The organism is Kosakonia sp. PSU_27, from assembly GCF_039409795.1.
GTDB lineage: Bacteria > Pseudomonadota > Gammaproteobacteria > Enterobacterales > Enterobacteriaceae > Kosakonia.
Genome location: NZ_JBCIVK010000010.1, coordinates 23,780 through 43,525 on the forward strand (window position 1 = coordinate 23,780; position 19,746 = coordinate 43,525).

General features: G+C 55.6%; 19 protein-coding genes. 6 read left to right on the forward strand and 13 right to left on the reverse strand.

Features of this window, described 5'->3' with window-relative positions; all coding sequences use genetic code 11:
* Window positions 1-115: 115 nt before the first annotated feature.
* On the reverse strand, window positions 116-2,377 hold the full coding sequence (metE, locus tag AAIG26_RS21585; RefSeq protein WP_343181441.1) for a 5-methyltetrahydropteroyltriglutamate--homocysteine S-methyltransferase: 2,262 nt from the start codon (window positions 2,375-2,377) through the stop codon (window positions 116-118).
* Window positions 2,378-2,612: 235 nt separating this feature from the next.
* Between metE and metR the strand changes: the two genes are divergently transcribed.
* Window positions 2,613-3,566, forward strand: coding sequence for an HTH-type transcriptional regulator MetR (gene metR / locus AAIG26_RS21590; RefSeq protein WP_020456030.1), 954 nt, complete (start codon window positions 2,613-2,615; stop codon window positions 3,564-3,566).
* Here metR and AAIG26_RS21595 read toward each other — a convergent pair.
* The 3 genes from AAIG26_RS21595 to pldB all read right to left on the reverse strand — a co-directional run bounded on the left by AAIG26_RS21595 (window position 3,454) and on the right by pldB (window position 6,276).
* Window positions 3,454-4,353: a carboxylate/amino acid/amine transporter gene (locus AAIG26_RS21595; RefSeq protein WP_343181443.1), complete on the reverse strand. Its 900-nt coding sequence runs from the start codon at window positions 4,351-4,353 to the stop codon at window positions 3,454-3,456. The genes metR and AAIG26_RS21595 overlap by 113 nt on opposite strands.
* Before the next feature lie 104 nt (window positions 4,354-4,457).
* Entirely contained in the window at window positions 4,458-5,258 is an 801-nt protein-coding gene (yigL, locus tag AAIG26_RS21600; RefSeq protein WP_020456028.1) for a sugar/pyridoxal phosphate phosphatase YigL, read from the reverse strand.
* 25 nt (window positions 5,259-5,283) lie between these two features.
* The gene (gene pldB, locus AAIG26_RS21605) at window positions 5,284-6,276 is read right to left on the reverse strand and encodes a lysophospholipase L2 (RefSeq protein ID WP_343181445.1); all 993 of its coding nucleotides are present in this window, start codon (window positions 6,274-6,276) and stop codon (window positions 5,284-5,286) included.
* A 108-nt stretch (window positions 6,277-6,384) separates the two neighbouring features.
* Between pldB and rhtB the strand changes: the two genes are divergently transcribed.
* The gene (gene rhtB / locus AAIG26_RS21610) at window positions 6,385-7,005 is read left to right on the forward strand and encodes a homoserine/homoserine lactone efflux protein (protein ID WP_020456026.1); all 621 of its coding nucleotides are present in this window, start codon (window positions 6,385-6,387) and stop codon (window positions 7,003-7,005) included.
* A 37-nt stretch (window positions 7,006-7,042) separates the two neighbouring features.
* On the opposite strand, the gene rhtC is transcribed toward rhtB, so the two are convergent.
* From rhtC to pldA, 3 genes are all read right to left on the reverse strand, one after another.
* On the reverse strand, window positions 7,043-7,663 hold the full coding sequence (gene rhtC, locus AAIG26_RS21615; protein WP_020456025.1) for a threonine export protein RhtC: 621 nt from the start codon (window positions 7,661-7,663) through the stop codon (window positions 7,043-7,045).
* Between the two features lie 61 nt (window positions 7,664-7,724).
* On the reverse strand, window positions 7,725-9,551 hold the full coding sequence (gene recQ, locus AAIG26_RS21620; RefSeq protein ID WP_045512953.1) for an ATP-dependent DNA helicase RecQ: 1,827 nt from the start codon (window positions 9,549-9,551) through the stop codon (window positions 7,725-7,727).
* 67 nt (window positions 9,552-9,618) lie between these two features.
* Window positions 9,619-10,488: a phospholipase A gene (gene pldA, locus AAIG26_RS21625; protein ID WP_044489770.1), complete on the reverse strand. Its 870-nt coding sequence runs from the start codon at window positions 10,486-10,488 to the stop codon at window positions 9,619-9,621.
* Window positions 10,489-10,647: 159 nt separating this feature from the next.
* Here pldA and yigI point away from each other — a divergent pair, with 159 nt between their 5' ends.
* Genes yigI through AAIG26_RS21645 form a run of 4 tightly spaced genes read left to right on the forward strand, consistent with a single transcriptional unit; the run spans window position 10,648 to window position 13,012 of the window.
* On the forward strand, window positions 10,648-11,115 hold the full coding sequence (yigI, locus tag AAIG26_RS21630) for an acyl-CoA thioesterase YigI (RefSeq protein ID WP_020456022.1): 468 nt from the start codon (window positions 10,648-10,650) through the stop codon (window positions 11,113-11,115).
* 55 nt (window positions 11,116-11,170) lie between these two features.
* Window positions 11,171-12,067, forward strand: coding sequence for an EamA family transporter RarD (gene rarD / locus AAIG26_RS21635; protein WP_343181446.1), 897 nt, complete (start codon window positions 11,171-11,173; stop codon window positions 12,065-12,067).
* A gap of 8 nt (window positions 12,068-12,075) precedes the next feature.
* The gene (locus tag AAIG26_RS21640) at window positions 12,076-12,627 is read left to right on the forward strand and encodes a hypothetical protein (protein ID WP_233500434.1); all 552 of its coding nucleotides are present in this window, start codon (window positions 12,076-12,078) and stop codon (window positions 12,625-12,627) included.
* Entirely contained in the window at window positions 12,620-13,012 is a 393-nt protein-coding gene (locus AAIG26_RS21645; protein ID WP_343181447.1) for a DUF2628 domain-containing protein, read from the forward strand. The genes AAIG26_RS21640 and AAIG26_RS21645 overlap by 8 nt, the downstream gene beginning before the upstream one ends.
* Before the next feature lie 36 nt (window positions 13,013-13,048).
* Here the strand turns inward: AAIG26_RS21645 and corA are convergent, their stop codons facing one another.
* From corA to dapF, 6 genes are all read right to left on the reverse strand, one after another.
* Window positions 13,049-13,999, reverse strand: a complete 951-nt coding sequence (gene corA, locus AAIG26_RS21650; protein WP_017459737.1) for a magnesium/cobalt transporter CorA — start codon at window positions 13,997-13,999, stop codon at window positions 13,049-13,051.
* A 359-nt stretch (window positions 14,000-14,358) separates the two neighbouring features.
* Entirely contained in the window at window positions 14,359-16,521 is a 2,163-nt protein-coding gene (gene uvrD / locus AAIG26_RS21655) for a DNA helicase II (protein WP_343181449.1), read from the reverse strand.
* Window positions 16,522-16,570: 49 nt separating this feature from the next.
* Window positions 16,571-17,287, reverse strand: coding sequence for a 5-amino-6-(5-phospho-D-ribitylamino)uracil phosphatase YigB (yigB, locus tag AAIG26_RS21660; protein ID WP_045512947.1), 717 nt, complete (start codon window positions 17,285-17,287; stop codon window positions 16,571-16,573).
* A complete protein-coding gene (gene xerC / locus AAIG26_RS21665; protein WP_020456017.1) occupies window positions 17,287-18,189 on the reverse strand; it encodes a tyrosine recombinase XerC in 903 nt (300 codons plus the stop codon). The genes yigB and xerC overlap by 1 nt, the downstream gene beginning before the upstream one ends.
* Entirely contained in the window at window positions 18,186-18,893 is a 708-nt protein-coding gene (locus AAIG26_RS21670) for a DUF484 domain-containing protein (RefSeq protein ID WP_313628098.1), read from the reverse strand. Before AAIG26_RS21670 ends, xerC begins: the two co-directional genes overlap by 4 nt.
* Window positions 18,890-19,714 carry a diaminopimelate epimerase gene (dapF, locus tag AAIG26_RS21675; RefSeq protein ID WP_020456015.1) on the reverse strand — a complete coding sequence of 275 codons (825 nt, stop codon included), beginning with the start codon at window positions 19,712-19,714 and terminating at the stop codon, window positions 18,890-18,892. Before dapF ends, AAIG26_RS21670 begins: the two co-directional genes overlap by 4 nt.
* Window positions 19,715-19,746: the final 32 nt, after the last annotated feature.

Sequence of the window (19,746 nt, forward strand, 5' to 3'; positions counted from 1 at the left end):
TTTTCGTTGCGACGATTTAAACAAGGGAGTTTGACAAAAATGTTACCGAAGCGATGTTGGCTTGTTACAGAGGAATGACGCGCCGCCGGTTTCACACCGGGCGGCGCGGTAAGACTTACTGCTGACGCAGATTCTGCGCGGCTTTCACCATGTTCGCCAGCGCGCTACGGGTTTCCGGCCAGCCGCGGGTTTTCAGGCCGCAGTCCGGGTTCACCCATAAACGTTGTGCCGGGATACGCTGCGCGGCTTTTTGCAGCAGTGCTTCGATCCACTCGACACTCGGTACGTTCGGCGAGTGAATATCGTACACACCCGGGCCGATTTCGTTCGGGTACTCAAACTCTTCGAACGACTCCAGCAGTTCCATATCCGAGCGCGAAGTTTCAATGGTGATCACATCGGCATCCAGCGCGGCGATGGAATCCATGATGTCGTTAAACTCGCAGTAACACATATGGGTATGGATCTGCGTGTCATCTTTCGCCACCGCCGCGTTGATGCGAAAAGCCTCCACGCCCCAGGCCAGATAGGCGTCCCAGTCGCTGCGACGCAGCGGCAAACCTTCGCGCAGTGCCGGTTCATCAATCTGGATAATGCCAATCCCTGCCGCTTCCAGATCCGCCACTTCATCACGCAGTGCCAGCGCAATCTGTTTGGCGATGGTTTCGCGGCTCACGTCTTCACGCGGGAACGACCAGCAAAGAATGGTCACCGGGCCGGTCAGCATCCCTTTCACCGGTTTATCGGTCAGCGACTGCGCGTACTTCGCCCACTCAACGGTAATCGCTTCCGGGCGGCTGACGTCGCCGATAACCACTGGTGGTTTTACGCAGCGGGAGCCGTAGCTCTGCACCCAGCCGTTTTGTGTAAAGACGAAGCCATCCAGGTTTTCACCAAAGTACTCCACCATGTCATTACGCTCGGCTTCGCCATGCACCAGCACGTCTAAGCCCAGACGCTCCTGCTCGACAATCGCCTGTTTGATGTGTTCGGCGATACCAGTCCGGTAGCGGCCCGCATCGAGATTGCCTTTTTTGAAATCCAGCCGCAGGCCGCGAATCTCGGTAGTCTGCGGGAAAGAGCCGATAGTGGTGGTCGGCCAGGCAGGCAGCTTAAAGCGCTCGCGCTGGGCTTTCGCGCGCTCGGCGTACGAGCTGTTGCGCTGGCTGTCCTGCGCGGTGATCGCCGCCAGACGCTGTGCCACTGCCGTGTTGTGAACGCGCGTAGAGTGGCGACGCGCCTGAATCGGGGCGCTCCATTCCGCCAGTTTCTCCGTGTTACCGCTGTTCAGCGCATCGCGCAGCAGCGCCAGTTCCTGACATTTTTGCAGGGCGAAGGCGAACCAGCTCTTCACTTCCGCATCCAGGCGCGTTTCAACACTCAGATCGATCGGGCTGTGCAGCAAAGAACACGAAGAGGCAACCCACAGCGGACGTTTACCGACCACTTCGTTGATTTGCGCATATTTCTCGGTGAGATCGGCGCGCCAAACGTTACGACCATTCACCAGACCGGCAGAAAGCAGCCAGTCAGCAGGCAGACGCGAGTGCAGCTCGGCCACGTTGTCCTTGCCGTGTACTAAATCAACGTGCAGCCCCTGCACCGGCAGCGCGGTGATCACATCAAGGTTCGGCGTCACGCCTTCAAAATAGGTGGTCAGCAGCAGCTTCAGCTGGCCGGAAAGCGCGTCGTAAGCTGGTTTAAACGCATCCAGCCAGGCTTGTGGCAACTCCAGCACCAGCGCCGGTTCGTCGATTTGTACCCACTCAATACCGCGTTTTGCCAGCTCGCCGAGCACCTGTTTGTAGACCGGCAGAATGTCGTTCAGCAGGCTTAACCGATCAAACTGTTCGCCTTTCACTTTGCCCAGCCACAGGTAAGTGACCGGGCCCAGCAGCACAGGTTTCACCTTATGGCCGAGCGCCAGCGCTTCGTCTACTTCGTCCAGCAGTTGCGTCCAGGTCAGTTTGAACTGCTGGCCTTTGCTGAACTCCGGCACCATGTAGTGGTAGTTGGTGTTGAACCATTTGGTCATTTCCGCCGCTGCCGCCGGTTCGCCGGTTGGCGCGCGGCCACGGCCAATGCGGAACAGGGTGTCGATATCGACGGAACCGTCGTTGTTCTGATGACGAGCCGGCACATTGCCCAGCAGCAGGCTGGTGGTCAGAACATGGTCGTACCAGGCGAAATCGCCCACCGGCAGCAGATCGATACCGGCCTCTTTTTGCTGCTCCCAGTGGCGGGCGCGCAGTTCGCGCCCTACCGCCAGCAGCTCTTCACGGGTGGAGTTACCCGCCCAGTAGCTCTCTTGCGCTTTTTTCAGCTCGCGGCGCAGGCCAACGCGAGGGAAACCGAGGGTGTGATTAAGAATTGTCATTTTTAGCCTCTTCAATTGGGTTAATCCAAAGGATTTCGGATTAAGGGAAGGCGGCAAGTTCATGAATCCCCAGGAGCTTACTGAAGTAAGTGACTGGAGTGAAAGAGCGCAGCCAACGCACCATTAATTCGAAAGACACAGGATTTTTAGACGTCCAGATGTTTACACATCCATATTGTGTAGGTACTGTATATTCCTCAAGCGCAAAATGTTCATGCCGGAGTGAAGGACTTTCATGATCGAAATTAAACACCTGAAAACGCTACAGGCGTTACGAAACAGCGGGTCGCTGGCGGCAGCGGCGGCAACGCTGCATCAAACGCAGTCCGCGCTTTCCCACCAGTTCAGCGATCTGGAACAGCGCCTTGGCTTTCGTCTGTTTGTGCGGAAAAGCCAGCCGCTGCGCTTTACGCCGCAGGGTGAAATTCTGCTGCAACTGGCGAATCAGGTGCTGCCGCAGATTAGCCGCGCGCTGCAGGCCTGCAATGAGCCGCAGCAAGCCACGCTGCGCATCGCTATTGAGTGCCATAGCTGTATTCAGTGGCTGACACCTGCGCTTGAGAACTTCCGCCAGAACTGGCCGCAAGTGGAGATGGATTTCAAATCCGGCGTCACGTTTGATCCGCAACCTGCGCTGCAACAGGGCGAGCTGGATCTGGTCATGACCTCCGACATTTTGCCGCGCAGCGGTCTGCACTATTCGCCGATGTTTGATTTTGAAGTGCGTCTGGTGCTCGCCCCCGATCATCCGCTGGCGGCGAAAGCGCGCATCACGCCGGACGATATCGCCAGCGAAACGCTGCTGATTTACCCCGTACAGCGCAGCCGCCTGGATATCTGGCGTCACTTCCTGCAACCGGCGGGCGTGAGCCCGTCGCTGAAAAGTGTTGATAATACGCTGCTGCTGATTCAGATGGTTGCCGCGCGGATGGGCATTGCGGCGCTGCCGCACTGGGTGGTGGAGAGTTTTGAGCGCCAGGGTCTGATAGTGACCAAAACCCTGGGCGAAGGATTGTGGAGCCGGCTGTACGCCGCCGTGCGCGACGGCGAGCAGCGTCAGCCGGTAACGGAAGCGTTTATTCGCTCAGCGCGGAACCACGCTTGCGACCATCTGCCGTTTGTGCGGAGCGCGGAGCGACCCAACGGCGATGCACCCACAGCGAGGCCATTATCACCGCACCACCAATAATAAAGCTCGGCCAGTGCGGTTGTTCCTGCCAGATCGCGAGGTTAACCAGTAACCCGGCGGGAACATGCACATTGTTCATGATGCCGAGCGTCCCGGCGTCCACCTGTGTAGCGCCGTAGTTCCACATAAAATAACCCAACCCGGATGCCACCACGCCAAGCCACACCAGCACGCTCCATTGCAGCGTCGTGGTCGGCAATTTCTGCGGATTACCCATCACAAACCACGCCACAACGGCGACCACGAATGCGCCAAGATAAAACCAGGCGAACGCGTTGTGTTGCGGCATCGGGCGCGTCTCCATCAGGCGTTTGTAGCCGACCATACCAATGGCAAAGCTGATATTCGCCAGTTGCACCAGAATCAGACCAATCCAGAAGTGATCGCTCACTTTGTCGTAGCGAATAATCGCCGCGCCAATTACCGCCAGCCCGGCGCTCAGCGCGTAGCTCCAGCGCAGCCCGCGCTTACTGAGCAGATCGTAAATCAGGGTGACATACAGCGGTGTGAAAACGGTAAACAGCAGGAATTCAGACACCGTCAGGTAGAGATACGCCTGGAAGCTGAACAGGTACATAATGCCCAGTTGCAGCGCGCCCACCAGCATATACAGGCCAATGGTGTTGAGGTTATGCCCACGCGCACGCAGAAACGGTAAAAAGACCAGCGCCGCCAGCCCCACGCGCATCAGCACGGAGAAGTAGCTGTCGACATGGCCCGCAAGGTATTCGCCAATCAGGCTAAAAGAGAAAGCCCACAAAATAGTGGTGATGATGAGTAACGCCACAATGAATGTCTCTTCGATGAGTGGACAGGCATTGTAGCGAACTCAGTTGCGCAAAGTTTGAGTATTTAGTTGACGAGTGGTTAATTTAAAACCACTCGTCAATCTTATTCGAGGAACAGCTTACGCAGGTAATGCGGTACGGCGTTATCGGCGTTGGTGCCAATCACTTCCAGCTCCGGGTGCAGTTCTTTCAGGCGCTGGTGAGCGTTACCCATAATGCAACCTTTGCCCGCCATCGACAGCATTTCCGCGTCGTTCATACCGTCACCAAAGGCGATGCACTCTTTCAGGCTATAACCCAGCGCGCCGGCGACCGCTTCCAGCGCATGGCCTTTCGACACGCCGCCCGCCATCACTTCCAGGCAGGTTAAGGTAGAGAAACTGACGTTCACGCGATCGCCCCAGCGGGCGTTGATGGCCTGCTCCAGCGGCAGCAGTTTTTCATGGCTTTCACATGTGAAGAAGACTTTGCTGATCCCTTCCGGCTCCAGCAAACCCGGCTCATACAGCGAATACTGGAACACCGCTTCTTTAAAGAAACGCATCTCATCCGGGCGGTGGCGGTTCATGAACCACTCATCGTTGCGGTAGACATTGGTAATGATATCCGGCTCGTTATGCACCACGCCGAACAGATCGGTGGCGATGTCGCGATCCAGGTTATGGGTGAACACCAGATTGCCATCGGTGTCGTGTACCCGCGCACCGTTGGAGGTGATCATATAGGCTTTAATGCCCAGATTGTCGCGGATTTGTCCGACATCCACATGGTGGCGGCCGGTGGCGAAGACGAAGTTGACGCCGCGCGCGGTAAGCAGTTTTAACGTTTCTTTGGCAAAGGGCGACAGTGTGTGGTCGGGGGAGAGCAATGTGCCATCTAAATCAGATGCAACAACCTGGTACATAAGAAAATTTAACCTCAATAATTCATCAGTTATGCCGGTCGAAGAATTCGACGATGGCGTTGAGCGCGACCGAGCGCATAGCGTCCTTTTCAAAAAGGATCTCATGGTACGCGCCTTGTATGACCAACGGTTTCCCCCCTTCACAAGGGTGGCCCGCTGCGGCGCGTCGTTCACAGAAGCGTTGATGCATGCGGTTATCCACCACGTGCTCCTCTTCTGCCTGAATAATCAATGTCGGCGTGGCGTCGTTTTCCGCCCCTGCCAGCGCGTGTTCACCGGCGAGGATCCCTTCGCGTACCCAGTGCCAGGTGGGCCCGCCAACGCGAAGCTGCGGTTCATCGGCATAAAAACGCAAGTTACGGCGATAGCGCTCGCGGCTGTGGGTTAACACGTTTATCGCGAACGGCAACGGGCGCCAGCTCCCGGTGCCAATAGCGTAACCTTCACGAAGACTCGGGTAGCTTTCAGCCCAGTCCAGCAACGGGCGCACCATCCATTCTGGCAGGCGAATGATAATGCCGAACATGGGCGCGCACAGGGCAATCGCATCGCAGGCTTGCGGATAGCGCTGCAAAAACAAGGTGGAAATGGCACCACCCATCGAATGGGCAAGGATATAGCGTTTGCGCCACGGCCCGCTGGCCACTTCCTGATCCCAGAACGCCGCCAGATCGTCGACATAATCGCTGAATTTCACCACATGGCCACGATGCGTGTCCGGCAACATTCGCCCGGAACGCCCCTGGCCGCGATGATCGATAATCAACACGTCATAACCGAGGTGGAACAGGTCATACGCCAGCTCTGCGTATTTTACGTAGCTTTCGATGCGGCCGGGACAAATCACAATAACGCGGTCGTTACTTTGCGCGCGAAAACGGACAAAACTGACCGGCACATCGTCCACGCCGGTAAAGACCGCTTCTTCCCGCGAACGCCAGAAATCCATCAGCGGTCCCATGGTAAAAGCCGCGAACGCTTTTTCTCTGGTTTCCCATGTCGATTTGTGCCGAAACATTGGGATTTCGCCCCTTTTAGCCATGTAAAATCGTTTTTTGTGACCCATAGCAAATTCCGCTGCCAATAGCGTATTGTGGCATAAAAACCGATATCCAGGGAGTTTCTCATGACCTTCGAATGGTGGTTCGCCTACCTGCTGACATCCTTAATCCTGAGCCTGTCCCCCGGCTCCGGCGCGATTAACACCATGTCCACGTCCATCAGCCACGGTTATCGCGGCGCGGCGGCGTCGATTGCCGGGCTACAAACCGGTTTAGCCATTCACATCGTGCTGGTCGGTGTCGGTTTAGGCACATTATTTTCACGCTCGGTGCTGGCCTTTGAAGTGCTGAAATGGGCGGGCGCGGCTTATCTGATTTGGCTTGGCATCCAGCAGTGGCGCGCTGCGGGCGCTATCGATCTCAATACGCTGGCAAAAACTCAAACGCGCGGGCGTTTGTTTAAACGCGCCGTATTCGTCAACCTGACCAATCCGAAGAGCATTGTTTTTCTCGCCGCACTGTTCCCGCAGTTTATCGTCCCGCATCAACCGCAAGTGATGCAGTACGTGGTGCTCGGCGTCACCACCATCGTGGTGGATATCATTGTGATGATTGGCTACGCCACGCTGGCGCAGCGCATTGCGGCATGGATCAAAGGCCCGCATCAGATGAAAGCGTTGAACAAAGTGTTTGGTTCGTTGTTTATGCTGGTCGGCGCGCTGCTGGCATCGGCAAGACACGCCTGAAAAGAGAGCCGGATAGCGGCGATCCGGCGTTTATCGCTTAGCGGGAAATAATCAGGTGGATACCAAAACCGGCGAACAGTGCGCCAGCAAAACCATCAATCCACTTCGCCAGACGCTGATAACCCCGACGGATTTGCGGTAAGGCGAACAGGCTGGCGACCACGGTAAACCAGGCAAAGGTTTCCACCGCAATCAGCATAAAAATACCCCAGCGCGCGCCAGCGCCCACGCTATCTCCAACAAACAGTGAAAACACTGAGCCAAAGTAAATGATCGCTTTCGGGTTAGCGAGATTGGTCAGTAACCCTTTGATAAAGCTGCGTCCGCTGGCGGCCAGCTCAACCTGCGGCGCATCGCTGCTTTGCGGCCCTTTCTTCAGCGCGCCGCGCAACATCTGGTAGCCCATCCAGCATAAATACAGGCCGCCGCCGACCATAATGATGTTATGCAGCCACGCCATTTTTGCGAGGATCAGGTTCAGGCCGAGCAGTGCCACGCCGGCCCAAATCATGACGCCGGTGGTGATACCGAGCACGCCCATCATCGCTTCTTTGCGCGAGCGGCTGACGGCGGTTTGTGAAACGAAGAAGAAATCGGGGCCGGGGCTCATCAGTGCGACGATATGCACCAGCGCCACGGTGAGAAATAACATCAACATAGATAACTCGCGGGAAAATAGTTCAGGGGGAAACCATCCTCCCATTTTTTTCGCAGGCTGACTACTCTTCTTCGCCGTCGACATGCGCGCGAATCAACGCCATGAACTCCTGGCCGAAGCGTTCAAGTTTGCGCGTACCCACCCCGTTGACGCTGAGCATCTCACCGGGAGAGAGCGGCATCTGTTCGGCCATTTCAATCAGCGTAGCGTCGTTAAAGACCACGTACGGCGGAATATTCTCTTCATCGGCGATCGCTTTACGCAACTTGCGCAGCTTGGCGAACAGCTTGCGGTCGTAATTGCCGACCGCCGCTTTCTGCATCACTTTCGGTTTCAGCGCCACCATACGCGGCACCGCTAGCATCAGCGGGACTTCACCGCGCAGCAGCGGACGCGCCGCTTCGGTGAGCTGCAATGCCGAGTGCTGAGCAATGTTTTGTGTGGCGAAGCCTAAGTGAATCAGTTGGCGGATCACGCTCACCCAATGTTCGTGGCTCTGCTCGCGACCAATTCCATACACCGGTAATTTGTCGTGACCAAACTCGCGGATGCGCTGGTTGTTCGCCCCGCGCAGTACTTCCACCACATAGCCCATACCGAAACGCTGATTCACGCGGTAAATAGCCGACAGCGCTTTTTGCGCGTCCTGCAACCCGTCGTACTGGCGCGGCGGATCGAGGCAAATATCGCAGTTACCGCAGGGCTCCTGGCGACCTTCGCCAAAGTAGTTCAGCAGCACCAGACGGCGGCAGGTTTGCGCTTCGGCAAAGGCACCCATCGCATTGAGCTTGTGTCGTTCGATATCCTGCAACGGCCCGGCGGGCTTCTCTTCCAGGCAGCGGCGCAGCCACGCCATATCCGCCGGATCGTAAAACAGCATCGCTTCCGCAGGCAGGCCGTCACGTCCGGCGCGACCGGTTTCCTGATAATAGGATTCGATATTGCGCGGAATGTCGAAATGCACCACGAAGCGCACGTTGGGCTTATTGATGCCCATACCAAACGCCACCGTCGCCACGACAATTTGCAGGTCGTCGCGCTGGAACTGTTCCTGTACGCGCGCCCGCACCTCGTTTTCCAGCCCGGCATGATAAGCCGCCGCGCTAAAACCACGGCTTTGCAAACGGGCGGCGGTGTCCTCCACTTTCGCCCGGCTGTTGCAATACACGATGCCGCACTTGCCGCGCTGCTCCTGCACATAACGCAGTAGCTGATCGAGCGGCTTAAATTTTTCCATCAGCATGTAGCGAATGTTCGGGCGGTCGAAGCTGCTGACCTGAATCAGCGGATCGTGAAGCCCCAGCAAACGCTCGATATCGCGGCGGGTTGTGTCATCGGCGGTGGCGGTAAGCGCCATAAACGGCACGGAAGGCAGCATCTGGCGTAACTGGCCCAGCGCGGCGTATTCCGGGCGGAAATCATGGCCCCACTGGGAAATACAGTGCGCTTCGTCCACGGCCAACAGCACCGGATTCCACTGGCGCAGCTGATCGAGGAAGTTGTCGAGCATCAGGCGCTCGGGAGCGATATAAAGCAGGCGAATCTGGCCGTTGCGACAGCCGTTGATCACCTCAAATTGCTGTTCGCGGCTCTGGGTAGAGTTCAGGCATGCTGCTGCAACACCGTTTGCCAGTAGCTGATCGACCTGATCTTTCATCAGCGAGATGAGCGGTGAAACCACCACCGTCAGGCCATCTAATACCAGCGCCGGAATTTGGTAACACAGGGATTTCCCGCCGCCGGTCGGCATCACCACCAGGCAGTCGCGGCCGCTGAGCACGGTGTCGATAATATCCTGCTGGCCCGGGCGGAATTGCTGGTAGCCGAAGGTCTCTTGCAGAACCTGTTTCGCCAGCGATTCCTGATTCAATACTTCCGCCTGTGCCACTCTGACCCCATTTGCCTGAAATAAAAACAGGCGCTATTTTCAGCGCCTGAGAGAGAAACTGCAACGCTTAAAACAGATCGTTAAGCATCACGCCCACGCCGACACGTGTCTGATTGAAATTGTAGTCAATCAACGATTCGCCGTACCCGCTGTAGACCTGCGTATAAAGACGTACGTGTTTAGTTACTGGGTAGCTTAGACCGAGTTCCGCGCCGCCGTAACCGGTATTCCAGTTATATTGTCCTTTTGCGCTGAGGATCGCATCGCCCAGCTGGTAGCCAATTTTCAGCTGGTAATAACCCATATATTTGGTGATATCCGGGTTGTCATCAACCGATCCCACCACATACCAGGGTTTGACTTCCACCAGCCAGTTGCCGCTTTGCGCCATCAATCGCGTATAGGCGCGGTTCCAGCTGCGTGAAGTCGGGTCGGAACGCCCGTTCGAATCGTGGTTAAAGCCAAATTCCACGTCGCGCAGCGTCCAGCCAGCAAATTCGTAATCAGTGGCGAAACCAAGGAACAGTTGCGGTTCGTAGTTGGTTTCACGGAATGGAGAAGACTCTCCGCTGTTTGACAACTGCCACCAGGATTTTTGCGTGTAGGACCCACCGAACACCGAGTTTGGCCCCAGAATCCCGCGCCAGAGAGGGAACGCCAGGCTGAGCTGGAACTTCACTTCATCTTTGCGCGCATTATCCGCCCAGTTATAGGAGCGAATCGCTTCTTTGTTCAGATCGCTGGTATCGGTGTAGATAACGTAGTTGGATTCATAAGGGTAGAGCGTGAACGGATTGTCGTGCTCCTGCAATAAATTGGCGATGATGCTGCCGCGCACGGCAGGTGCATCATGAACTTCTTTTACCGTCGCTTCTTGTGCGTAAGCCATAAACGGCAGTGCAAGCACTGCGAAAAACCAACCCAGAGAGGTCCGCATCGGTTTGCTGCTCCAAATCATATTGTTGAATTGACGAATTTCCCCGCAAGTATTCTACATATTTATTGAGTCACTGCTCATGTATCGGTTCCTAAAGTGGAAATCAACAATCGATAAGCATAAAATCAACATTTCATTAACTCATCGGATCAGATAGCCATGTCAGTTGTTCTCACAGCGGAAGAAGTCCTGAAAACGGTCGGCGAGATATTCGTGTACCACATGCCGTTTAATCGTGCGTTAGGGCTGGAGCTGGAGCGCTATGAAAAAGAGTACGCGCAGCTGAGTTTCACTAACCAGCCTATGATGGTCGGCAACTGGGCGCAAAGCATTTTACACGGCGGCGTGATTGCCTCCGCGCTGGATGTCGCCGCGGGTCTGGTTTGCGTGGGCAGCACGTTAACCCGCCATGAAACCATTAGTGAAGAGGAGCTGCGCCAGCGTTTAGCACGGATGGGCACGATCGATTTACGCGTCGATTACCTGCGACCGGGCCGCGGTACGCGCTTTACCGCCAGTAGCAGCTTGCTGCGCGCGGGTAATAAAGTTGCCGTCGCGCGCGTAGAGCTGCACAACGAAGAACAGCTCTACATCGCCAGCGCGACCGCCACCTATATGGTGGGGTGAGCCGGTCAGAAAAATCGGGTACCATGAGGATTCATTTCAGCTACGAGCTTTCCCGATGGATGCAAAACAGACGCGGCTGGGCGTGCTTCTTGCCCTGGCCGCATATTTTATTTGGGGCGTTGCCCCGGCTTACTTCAAAACGATCTGGTTCGTTCCGGCCGACGAAATTCTTACACATCGCGTGATCTGGTCCTTCTTCTTTATGCTGGCGTTGATTAGCGTTAGCCGCCAGTGGAGCAGCGTGAAAGCCCTGCTGCAAACGCCGAAAAAGATCCTGCTGCTGGCGCTCTCTGCGATACTGGTAGGGGGAAACTGGTTGTTGTTTATCTGGGCGGTAAACCATAACCATATGCTGGAAGCGAGCCTGGGCTACTTTATTAACCCGCTGGTGAATATTCTGCTGGGGATGCTGTTTTTGGGCGAGCGTTTTCGCCGCATGCAGTGGCTGGCGGTGCTGCTGGCGGCGATCGGTGTGCTGGTACAACTGTGGACATTTGGTTCGCTGCCGATAATCGCGCTTGGCCTGGCCTTCAGCTTTGCTTTTTACGGCCTGCTGCGCAAAAAGATTGCGGTGGAGGCACAAACCGGCATGTTGATAGAAACGCTGTGGCTGCTGCCGGTAGCGGCGATTTGGTTGTTCGGCATTACCGACAGTCCGACCAGCCATATGGGGCAAAACAGTCTGTCGCTTAATCTGCTTTTAATGGCCGCAGGTGTCGTAACCACGGTGCCGCTGCTCTGTTTTACCGGTGCGGCAACGCGTCTGCGCCTGTCGACGCTCGGCTTCTTCCAGTACATCGGCCCGACATTGATGTTCGTGCTGGCGGTGCTTTTTTACGGCGAACATCCCGGCGCGGATAAAATGGTGACCTTCGGCTTTATCTGGGTTGCGCTGGCTATCTTTGTTCTCGACGCGGTTTATACGCAGCGCGGGTTACGCAAAAAAGCCTGATTAAACACATGGGCGGAATAGCCGCCCAATACCTACAAAAATTTAGAGGTAAGGATTTACCCAATCGCGTAATGCGCAATGGAATGCTATGTTTGCCCCTTCGTCATTACGTTATTCAGGATGAATCAGCGATGATCCGCAGGATTTTTTTGCCATCGGGCAAAACGTGCCTCGCGCGTGGGCCGTATATCCTTATATTTTTACTTCTGCATATTCTCTTTTTAGTTGTCGCCTTTAATGTGGCCGAACTGCCTGTTCTGCCGCTGGTGTGCTTTCTGCTTTACACCTATTTAAAGCTAAATATTAACGCGCAACGCTGCAGAGATAGCGGTGCCAAAGGCCGCTATGTGGTCATTTTTTCATTGCTGGTCTACCTGGCCTCGCTGGCGGTTGCCGCCACCGGTGTTGTCAGCGATGTAGAGTGCGTGAGCTTAGGTATCAGAATCTATTTCGGTTACGACGTGCTGGTATTTTTCGTCTTTATGCTCGCACCGACGCAGTTAAAGCAACAAATTAATTCGACGGACCACGTGTCTATTTCAGGAGGGGAAAATGAGTAACACCAACACTTATGATTATAAAAGCGACCATTCATTAAGCGACAAATGGAAATATCGTTTCGCATTCTATGAGAAGAATGGCTACCCATCTTTTTGGGGGATGAGCCCGGCATGGAAAAACGCCTATAAAGAAATGACTTTCGGGCAGAAGATAAAAGTCTCTTTCAACTTCTTCGCCTGGTTTTTTTCTATTATCTATTTGCTGATCCTTGGTTTGTGGAAGAAAGCCCTGTTAGTTTTAGTTATCAACATAGTCGTTATCGTGGTTGCGGTTATTTTTAACATTGGCTTCCTGGGTTATATGGTCAACGCCATCATCGCCTGTCGAGCCAACATCTGGTATTACGATTTAAAAGTGAAGGGCAAACAGGACTGGAGCCTGTAATAAAAAAGGTTCAGCGTGATGCTGAACCTTTTTGTTTTATAGCCAGTTACGGCGCTTGAAGTAGAGATAAGGCGCGAGCCCCGCGAGGATCATAAAGATGATTGCGCCAGGGTAGCCAAAGCTCCAGTGCAGTTCGGGCATAAATTCAAAGTTCATGCCGTAACTGGAAGCCACCAGCGTCGGCGGCAGGAACACGACCGATACCACCGAGAAGATCTTGATGATGCGGTTCTGCTCGATATTGATAAAGCCCATCGCCGCCTGCATCAGGAAGTTCACTTTCTGGAACAACGATTCGTTGTGCGGCAGCAAGGATTCGATATCGCGCAGGATCTCGCGCGCCTGCTCAAGCTGACCGGCCGGTAAACGCGCCTTACGCACCAGGAAGTTCAACGCACGCTGGGTATCCATCAGACACAGGCGCACCTTCCAGCCGATATCTTCCTGTTCCGCCAGCGTCGAAAGCGCGTCGTCATACTCGTCGCCCTGCTGGCCTTCCATAATGACGCGGCTCAGCTTTTCCAGATCGCTGTAAATGTTTTCGATTTCATCCGCCAGTTGCTCAATTTTGGTTTCGAACAGATCCAGCAGCAGTTCATAAGCGTTACCGTCGACCATCTCCTGGCTGCGGGCGCGCATACGGTACAGGCGAAACGCAGGCAGCTCGCGCTCACGCAGGGTGAACAGGCGACCTTCGCGGATGGTAAATGCTACGGTTGAGTTGCCTGCGTGATCTTCAGCATCTTCAAAAAAGAAGAAGGAGTGGATGTGCAGGCCGTCTTCGTCTTCAAAAAAACGCGCCGACGCCTCAATGTCTTCCAGTTCAGGTCGGGTGGCCAGGTTCTGGCCCAATTCCGTTTGCACGCGGGTACGTTCTTCATCGTCCGGCTCGACCAAATCAACCCAAACAGAGCTGGCGAGATGTTTGATTTCGTCAGCCTCAAGGCGGGTTAAACGATTGTTTTCCAGTTGAAATGCGCTCAGCATAGCCGGGACTCCCAATGCAAAAAATATCGGACAGTTCGGTGGGCACACAGAGAAACAAATTGGGTTTCAGACCATTAAACAGCCTGACTCAGCGCGACGGGGAATACAGCGGGTCGCTGACAACCTCTAAGGCCATCAGCATGAGGAGATAGCCTTAGGAGTTGTTCCTGAAAACCAGGAAATTGAGCCAGTATCTACTGGGTGTGTCCAAGGCGAATGTCCTCTTAGCGTGATCGTGCGCGCATGTTACGCCAGCACTCAGAAGGCGTCAACACGCAACGAAACGCTAAAGAGCAATATTTGCCCTTCAGCGTATAAGGCTAGCAGAATATTACAAAATAATGATATTTTTCTGAAAGTTACACGGTTTCGAGCTTGGCGTAAGCCGCCACCAGCCATTTAATACCTTGCCCCTGGAAAGCCACCTGCAAACGGCTGTGCTCACCGCTGCCTTCCATGTTCACCACCGTGCCTTCGCCAAATTTGGCATGGCGCACGCGCTGGCCAAGTTTATAGCCGGTATCGCTTTGCGCCACCGGCGTACCCATGCGTTGATGGCTAACCGGGCGGCTGATGCTGGCGCGCAAACGCACCTCTTCAACGCAATCTTCAGGCAGCTCGCCAATAAAGCGCGACGGACGGTGATACACCTCTTTACCGTACAACCGGCGCGTTTCCGCATAGGTTAAGGTCAGTTTTTGCATCGCGCGCGTCACGCCGACATACGCCAGACGGCGTTCCTCTTCCAGGCGGCCGCCTTCATCCAGCGACATCTGGCTGGGGAACATGCCCTCTTCCATGCCAACAATAAACACCTGCGGGAACTCCAGCCCTTTCGCCGAGTGCAGCGTCATTAACTGCACCGCATCCTGCCAGGTATCCGCCTGCCCTTCGCCCGCTTCCAGTGCGGCGTGGGAGAGAAATGCCTGCAGCGGCATTAAATCTTCGTCTTCTTCGTTGTAGCTGAACTGGCGCGTCGCGGTGACCAGTTCCTCTAAGTTCTCGATACGCGTCTGGCCTTTTTCGCCTTTTTCCTGCTCGTACATCATGCGCAGGCCGGAATCGCTGATCACCCGGTCGGTTTGCACATGCAACGGCATATCCGCCGTTTCCTGTGCCAGCGCGTCAATCAGTTCCAGGAAACGTTGCAGCGCGCTCGCCGCGCGGCCCGCCAGCGCTTTCTCCTGTAACAATTCGCGCGTCGCCTGCCATAAGGTCAACTGGCGATCGCGCGAGGTTTGGCGCACCACGTCCAGCGTACGGTCACCGATGCCGCGCGTTGGCGTATTCACCACGCGCTCAAAAGCGGCATCATCGTTGCGGTTGGCGATCAGGCGCAGGTAGGAGAGCGCATCTTTAATTTCCTGACGTTCGAAGAATCGCATACCGCCATAAATCCGGTACGGCATGCTGGCTTGCAGCAGCGCCTCTTCCAGCACGCGCGACTGGGCGTTGCTGCGATAGAGAATGGCGCACTGCGAAAGCTGGCCGCCGTTATCCTGCCAGGCTTTGATACGGTTGACGACATAACGCGCTTCATCCAGTTCGTTAAAGGCGCAGTAGAGTGAAATCAGCTCGCCATCGACGCCATCGGTCCACAGCTTTTTACCCAGGCGCCCGTTGTTGTTCTCAATCAGGGCGTTCGCCGCGCTGAGAATATTGCTGGTCGAACGGTAGTTTTGCTCCAGGCGGATCGTCTGCGCGCCGGGGAAGTCTTTCAGGAAGCGCTGGATGTTTTCCACCTGCGCACCGCGCCAGCCGTAAATGGACTGATCATCGTCGCCGACGATCATCACTTTGCCGGTATCGCCCGCCAGCAGGCGGATCCACGCGTATTGAATGTTGTTGGTATCCTGGAATTCGTCCACCAGGATATTGGTAAAGCGTTCGCGGTAGTGCTGCAAAATATGCGGCTTGTTGAGCCACAACTCATGGGCGCGCAGCAGCAGCTCGGCGAAATCGACCAGCCCGGCGCGATCGCAGGCTTCCTGGTAGGCCTGGTAAACTTTCTGCCAGGTCTGTTCCACCGGGTTACCGAAACTTTGAATATGGTGCGGACGAATGCCTTCGTCTTTCTGGCCGTTGATGTACCACATCGCCTGGCGCGGCGGCCATTGCTTCTCGTCGAGGTTCATCGCTTTGATCAGACGCTTGAGCAAACGCAGCTGATCTTCGCTGTCGAGGATCTGGAAATCCTGCGGCAGATTGGCGTCCATATGGTGCGCGCGCAGCAAACGGTGCGCGAGGCCGTGGAACGTGCCAACCCACATCCCGCCCTGCGAAGTGCCCATCAACTGGCCGATACGGTGGCGCATTTCCGCCGCCGCTTTGTTGGTGAAAGTCACCGCCATAATGGAGTATGGCGAGCAGTTTTCCACGGTCATCAGCCAGGCGATACGGTGTACCAGTACGCGCGTCTTACCGCTCCCCGCCCCTGCCAGCACCAGCATATTGCTGCGCTCGGCGGCTACGGCGTCGCGCTGTTTGTCATTGAGGCTGTCGAGCAGATAAGAAACGTCCATTGGCACCGCCGCGAAATATTACTGGGAATTTATACAGAACAGCTGGTGATTATATCAGCGTAGTGAGGGATGCCAACCGCGAAATTTCCACATGCGGCAGTAACCGGCTGTCGCTGGCTTGCAGCAGATCTGCGCCTTCCGGCTTGATCCAACAAGCCTGCATGCCGCAGCGCACCGCACCGGCAACGTCGGTGGTCAGATCATCACCCACATGCAGGATATCGCCAATCGCCACACCGAGACGCTCAGCCGCCAGATGATACATATCGCTAAAGGGTTTTGCGCGACCGTCCGGCCCGGCACGCAACACGAATTCAAAGTAGTCGCCCAGGCCGAACAACTCCGGTTGCGCGTTACCGTTGGTGATCGCCACCAGCGGCCACTTTTTGCCGAGCTTCGTCAATGTGTCGTGGGTTTCCTCTGGCACATCAATGCGGCTGCGCCATTTGGCAAAATTGACCATCGAGGCATTTGCACCGGCGGCGGCTTCTTCCGCGGTCAGACCGGCATCCAGCATCGCGCGTTCAACGGCACGCCGGCGCCACTCGGTGACATCGTGGTAAATATCCGGTTCAGTTTCCCGCAGCGACTGGCGCAGACGATGGAATTCACTGTTTTCCAGATTGCTTAACGCCGGGTGATAACGCTGCACAAACGCCAGCGCTTCCTGTTCTGTGCGCTGGATAACCAACCGGTTGTCGTAAAGGGTGTCGTCCAGGTCGAAGGTGATCGCAGAGATCTGACCTAATGGGCGGTAAAAACGCATTATTTCCCCCGTTTGGCGCGCGGGTGCGCCGCATCGTATACCGAAGCAAGGTGTTGAAAATCAAGATGAGTATATATCTGCGTGGTGGACAGATTAGCGTGACCGAGCAGCTCCTGCACACCGCGCAGATCGCCGCTCGATTCGAGCATATGGGTGGCGAAAGAGTGGCGCAGCTTATGAGGATGCACGTGGCTGTTCAACCCTTGCTTAATGCCCCATTCAGCGAAGCGCTTTTGCACATTACGCGCGGAAATACGTTTGCCGAGCTTCGACAGAAACAGCGCATCGTCTTGTGCGCCGAACAGACCGCGTAAATCAAGCCAGTGCTCAATCCAGACGACCGCGTTGCGGCCAATCGGCAAACGACGTTCTTTACTGCCTTTGCCCAGCACCCACACTTCGCCGCTTTCCAGATCCAGATGTTTAATATCCAGATTCACCAGTTCAGACAAACGCAGACCCGCGCCATACATTACTTCAAGCATTGCGCGATCGCGCACGGCGAGCGGATCATTCAGATCGATATCCAGCAGCCGGTTAACATCATCAACGTCGATGTTTTTCGGCAGATGGCGCGGCGCTTTTGGCGCGGAAATGCCTTTTGCCGGGTTTGCAGGCAACTCGCCCTGGCTGACCATCCAGTCAAAGAAACTGCGCAGTGCCGAAAGCCGCAGCGCCAGGCTCGCGGCCCCCAACCCTTTGCGTCGGCTGCGCACGGCAATAGCACGCACCATCGCAGCATCACATTGTTGCCAGCTTTTCAGACCCGTTTCTTCGGTCAAAGCAATAATGGCATCAAGCTGACGCTGATAATTTAAAAGCGTGACAGGACTGAGCTGGCGTTCAACGCCCAGGTAGCGCAGAAAACGGGTGACGAATGAAAACAGCGGAGAATCGGTCATACGCGCTCAATCCAGCGCTCCAGCAGATCCGGCAGCATCTGCGCGATCTCTTCCAGCAACTGCGTGCCTTGTCCCGGTTGATAATGGTGAACGTCGCGACTGCTGAACAACACAACGCCCAGCGCGCCATCCTGCCCCATCAGCGACATCGCGACGGAGCCAATCGCTTTCGCTTCCGGCAACAGCAGCAGTAACTCCGGCCCGTTTAGCGGCCCAAGATAGTGATGCTGCTGGCCAAGGCGCTGGATACGCAGCGGTTCAAACGCCTGTCGTGAGAGCGCAAGATGGGTAAATTTCGACGGCGCGCCAAGACGCCAGCGATCGGGAAACAGGCGGATAGTGGCGCCCGCCAGCCCTAAATCACGCGCCCAGCGATGGAAACGGTTGAGCATTTCGTCAAGGCTCGGCGCAGACGCCAGCCGTCCCTGTAAACGCAGCAGGCGATAAAACAGACCTTCGTTAGCGCTGGCCTGCTCCATCAACAGCGTCATGTTCTCTTCCAGCGCATTGATGTGATTGCGCGAACGCGCCATGTGCCATTCCACCAGTGAAACGGTGTCGCGCACCGCATGCGGTACGCGCATCTGTTCCACCAGCCGTGCATTGCGGATAAAGAAATCAGGGTTACGCAGCAGATAATCAACGACATCGCTGTCATCCAGCTGTGTAAAGGTGTCCTGTAGTTCTTCCCCTGGCTGCTTCATAACTGAATAAACCCGTCGTAGACATGTGCCGCCGGGCCAGTCATATACAGTGGTTGGCCCGGGCCTTTCCATGCGATATCAAGTCGACCGCCTGGTAATTCCACGCGAACATTTTCCGCCAGCAACCCCTGCGAGATACCGACAGCAACCGCTGCGCAAGCACCGCTGCCGCAGGCCTGGGTTTCCCCGGCGCCTCGCTCATAAACGCGCAGGCGAATGGTGTCCGGTTTAACGACTTGCATAAAGCCGATGTTCGCACGCTCAGGAAAACGTTCGTGGCTTTCCAGAACCGGCCCCAGCGTTTCAACGGGGGCAGTGTTGACGTCGTCCACCTGAATCACGCAATGCGGGTTGCCCATTGAGACAACGCCGCACAATACTGTTTGCTCTGCCGCGCGCATAATATAGGTCTTTTCCGCTTTGTTGGCGCGAAATGGCACCTGCGACGGTTCAAAGTTCGGCTCACCCATATTCACGCGAACCAGCTCATCTTCCGTTACGCTCAATACCATACGACCGTTTGCCGTACTGACGCGGATATCACGTTTATTGGTCAACCCTTTCAGGCGAACAAAACGGGCGAAGCAGCGCGCGCCATTGCCGCACTGCGACACTTCGCTGCCATCGGCATTAAAGATCCGATAGTGAAAATCAAGTTCAGGATCGTAGGGAGGCTCAACCACCAGTAACTGGTCGAACCCTACGCCAAGATGGCGATCCGCCAGACGACGGATCAGCTCCGGGGAAAAAAAGACATTCTGCGTTACCGCGTCGACGACCATAAAATCGTTGCCAAGGCCATGCATTTTTGAGAACTGCATCATCTACTCCATTTGCGCGGATACAGAACGGT

Coding starts and splice junctions, on each gene's coding strand:
- rhtB (WP_020456026.1), top strand. CDS start 6,385: ATGACCTTCGAATGGTGGTTCGCCTACCTGCTGACATCCTTAATCCTG.
- pldA (WP_044489770.1), bottom strand. CDS start 10,488: ATGCGGACCTCTCTGGGTTGGTTTTTCGCAGTGCTTGCACTGCCGTTT.
- dapF (WP_020456015.1), bottom strand. CDS start 19,714: ATGCAGTTCTCAAAAATGCATGGCCTTGGCAACGATTTTATGGTCGTC.
- AAIG26_RS21645 (WP_343181447.1), top strand. CDS start 12,620: ATGAGTAACACCAACACTTATGATTATAAAAGCGACCATTCATTAAGC.
- rhtC (WP_020456025.1), bottom strand. CDS start 7,663: ATGTTGATGTTATTTCTCACCGTGGCGCTGGTGCATATCGTCGCACTG.
- yigL (WP_020456028.1), bottom strand. CDS start 5,258: ATGTACCAGGTTGTTGCATCTGATTTAGATGGCACATTGCTCTCCCCC.
- corA (WP_017459737.1), bottom strand. CDS start 13,999: ATGCTGAGCGCATTTCAACTGGAAAACAATCGTTTAACCCGCCTTGAG.
- metE (WP_343181441.1), bottom strand. CDS start 2,377: ATGACAATTCTTAATCACACCCTCGGTTTCCCTCGCGTTGGCCTGCGC.
- metR (WP_020456030.1), top strand. CDS start 2,613: ATGATCGAAATTAAACACCTGAAAACGCTACAGGCGTTACGAAACAGC.
- yigI (WP_020456022.1), top strand. CDS start 10,648: ATGTCAGTTGTTCTCACAGCGGAAGAAGTCCTGAAAACGGTCGGCGAG.
- AAIG26_RS21670 (WP_313628098.1), bottom strand. CDS start 18,893: ATGAAGCAGCCAGGGGAAGAACTACAGGACACCTTTACACAGCTGGAT.
- pldB (WP_343181445.1), bottom strand. CDS start 6,276: ATGTTTCGGCACAAATCGACATGGGAAACCAGAGAAAAAGCGTTCGCG.
- AAIG26_RS21640 (WP_233500434.1), top strand. CDS start 12,076: ATGGGCGGAATAGCCGCCCAATACCTACAAAAATTTAGAGGTAAGGAT.
- uvrD (WP_343181449.1), bottom strand. CDS start 16,521: ATGGACGTTTCTTATCTGCTCGACAGCCTCAATGACAAACAGCGCGAC.
- xerC (WP_020456017.1), bottom strand. CDS start 18,189: ATGACCGATTCTCCGCTGTTTTCATTCGTCACCCGTTTTCTGCGCTAC.
- rarD (WP_343181446.1), top strand. CDS start 11,171: ATGGATGCAAAACAGACGCGGCTGGGCGTGCTTCTTGCCCTGGCCGCA.
- yigB (WP_045512947.1), bottom strand. CDS start 17,287: ATGCGTTTTTACCGCCCATTAGGTCAGATCTCTGCGATCACCTTCGAC.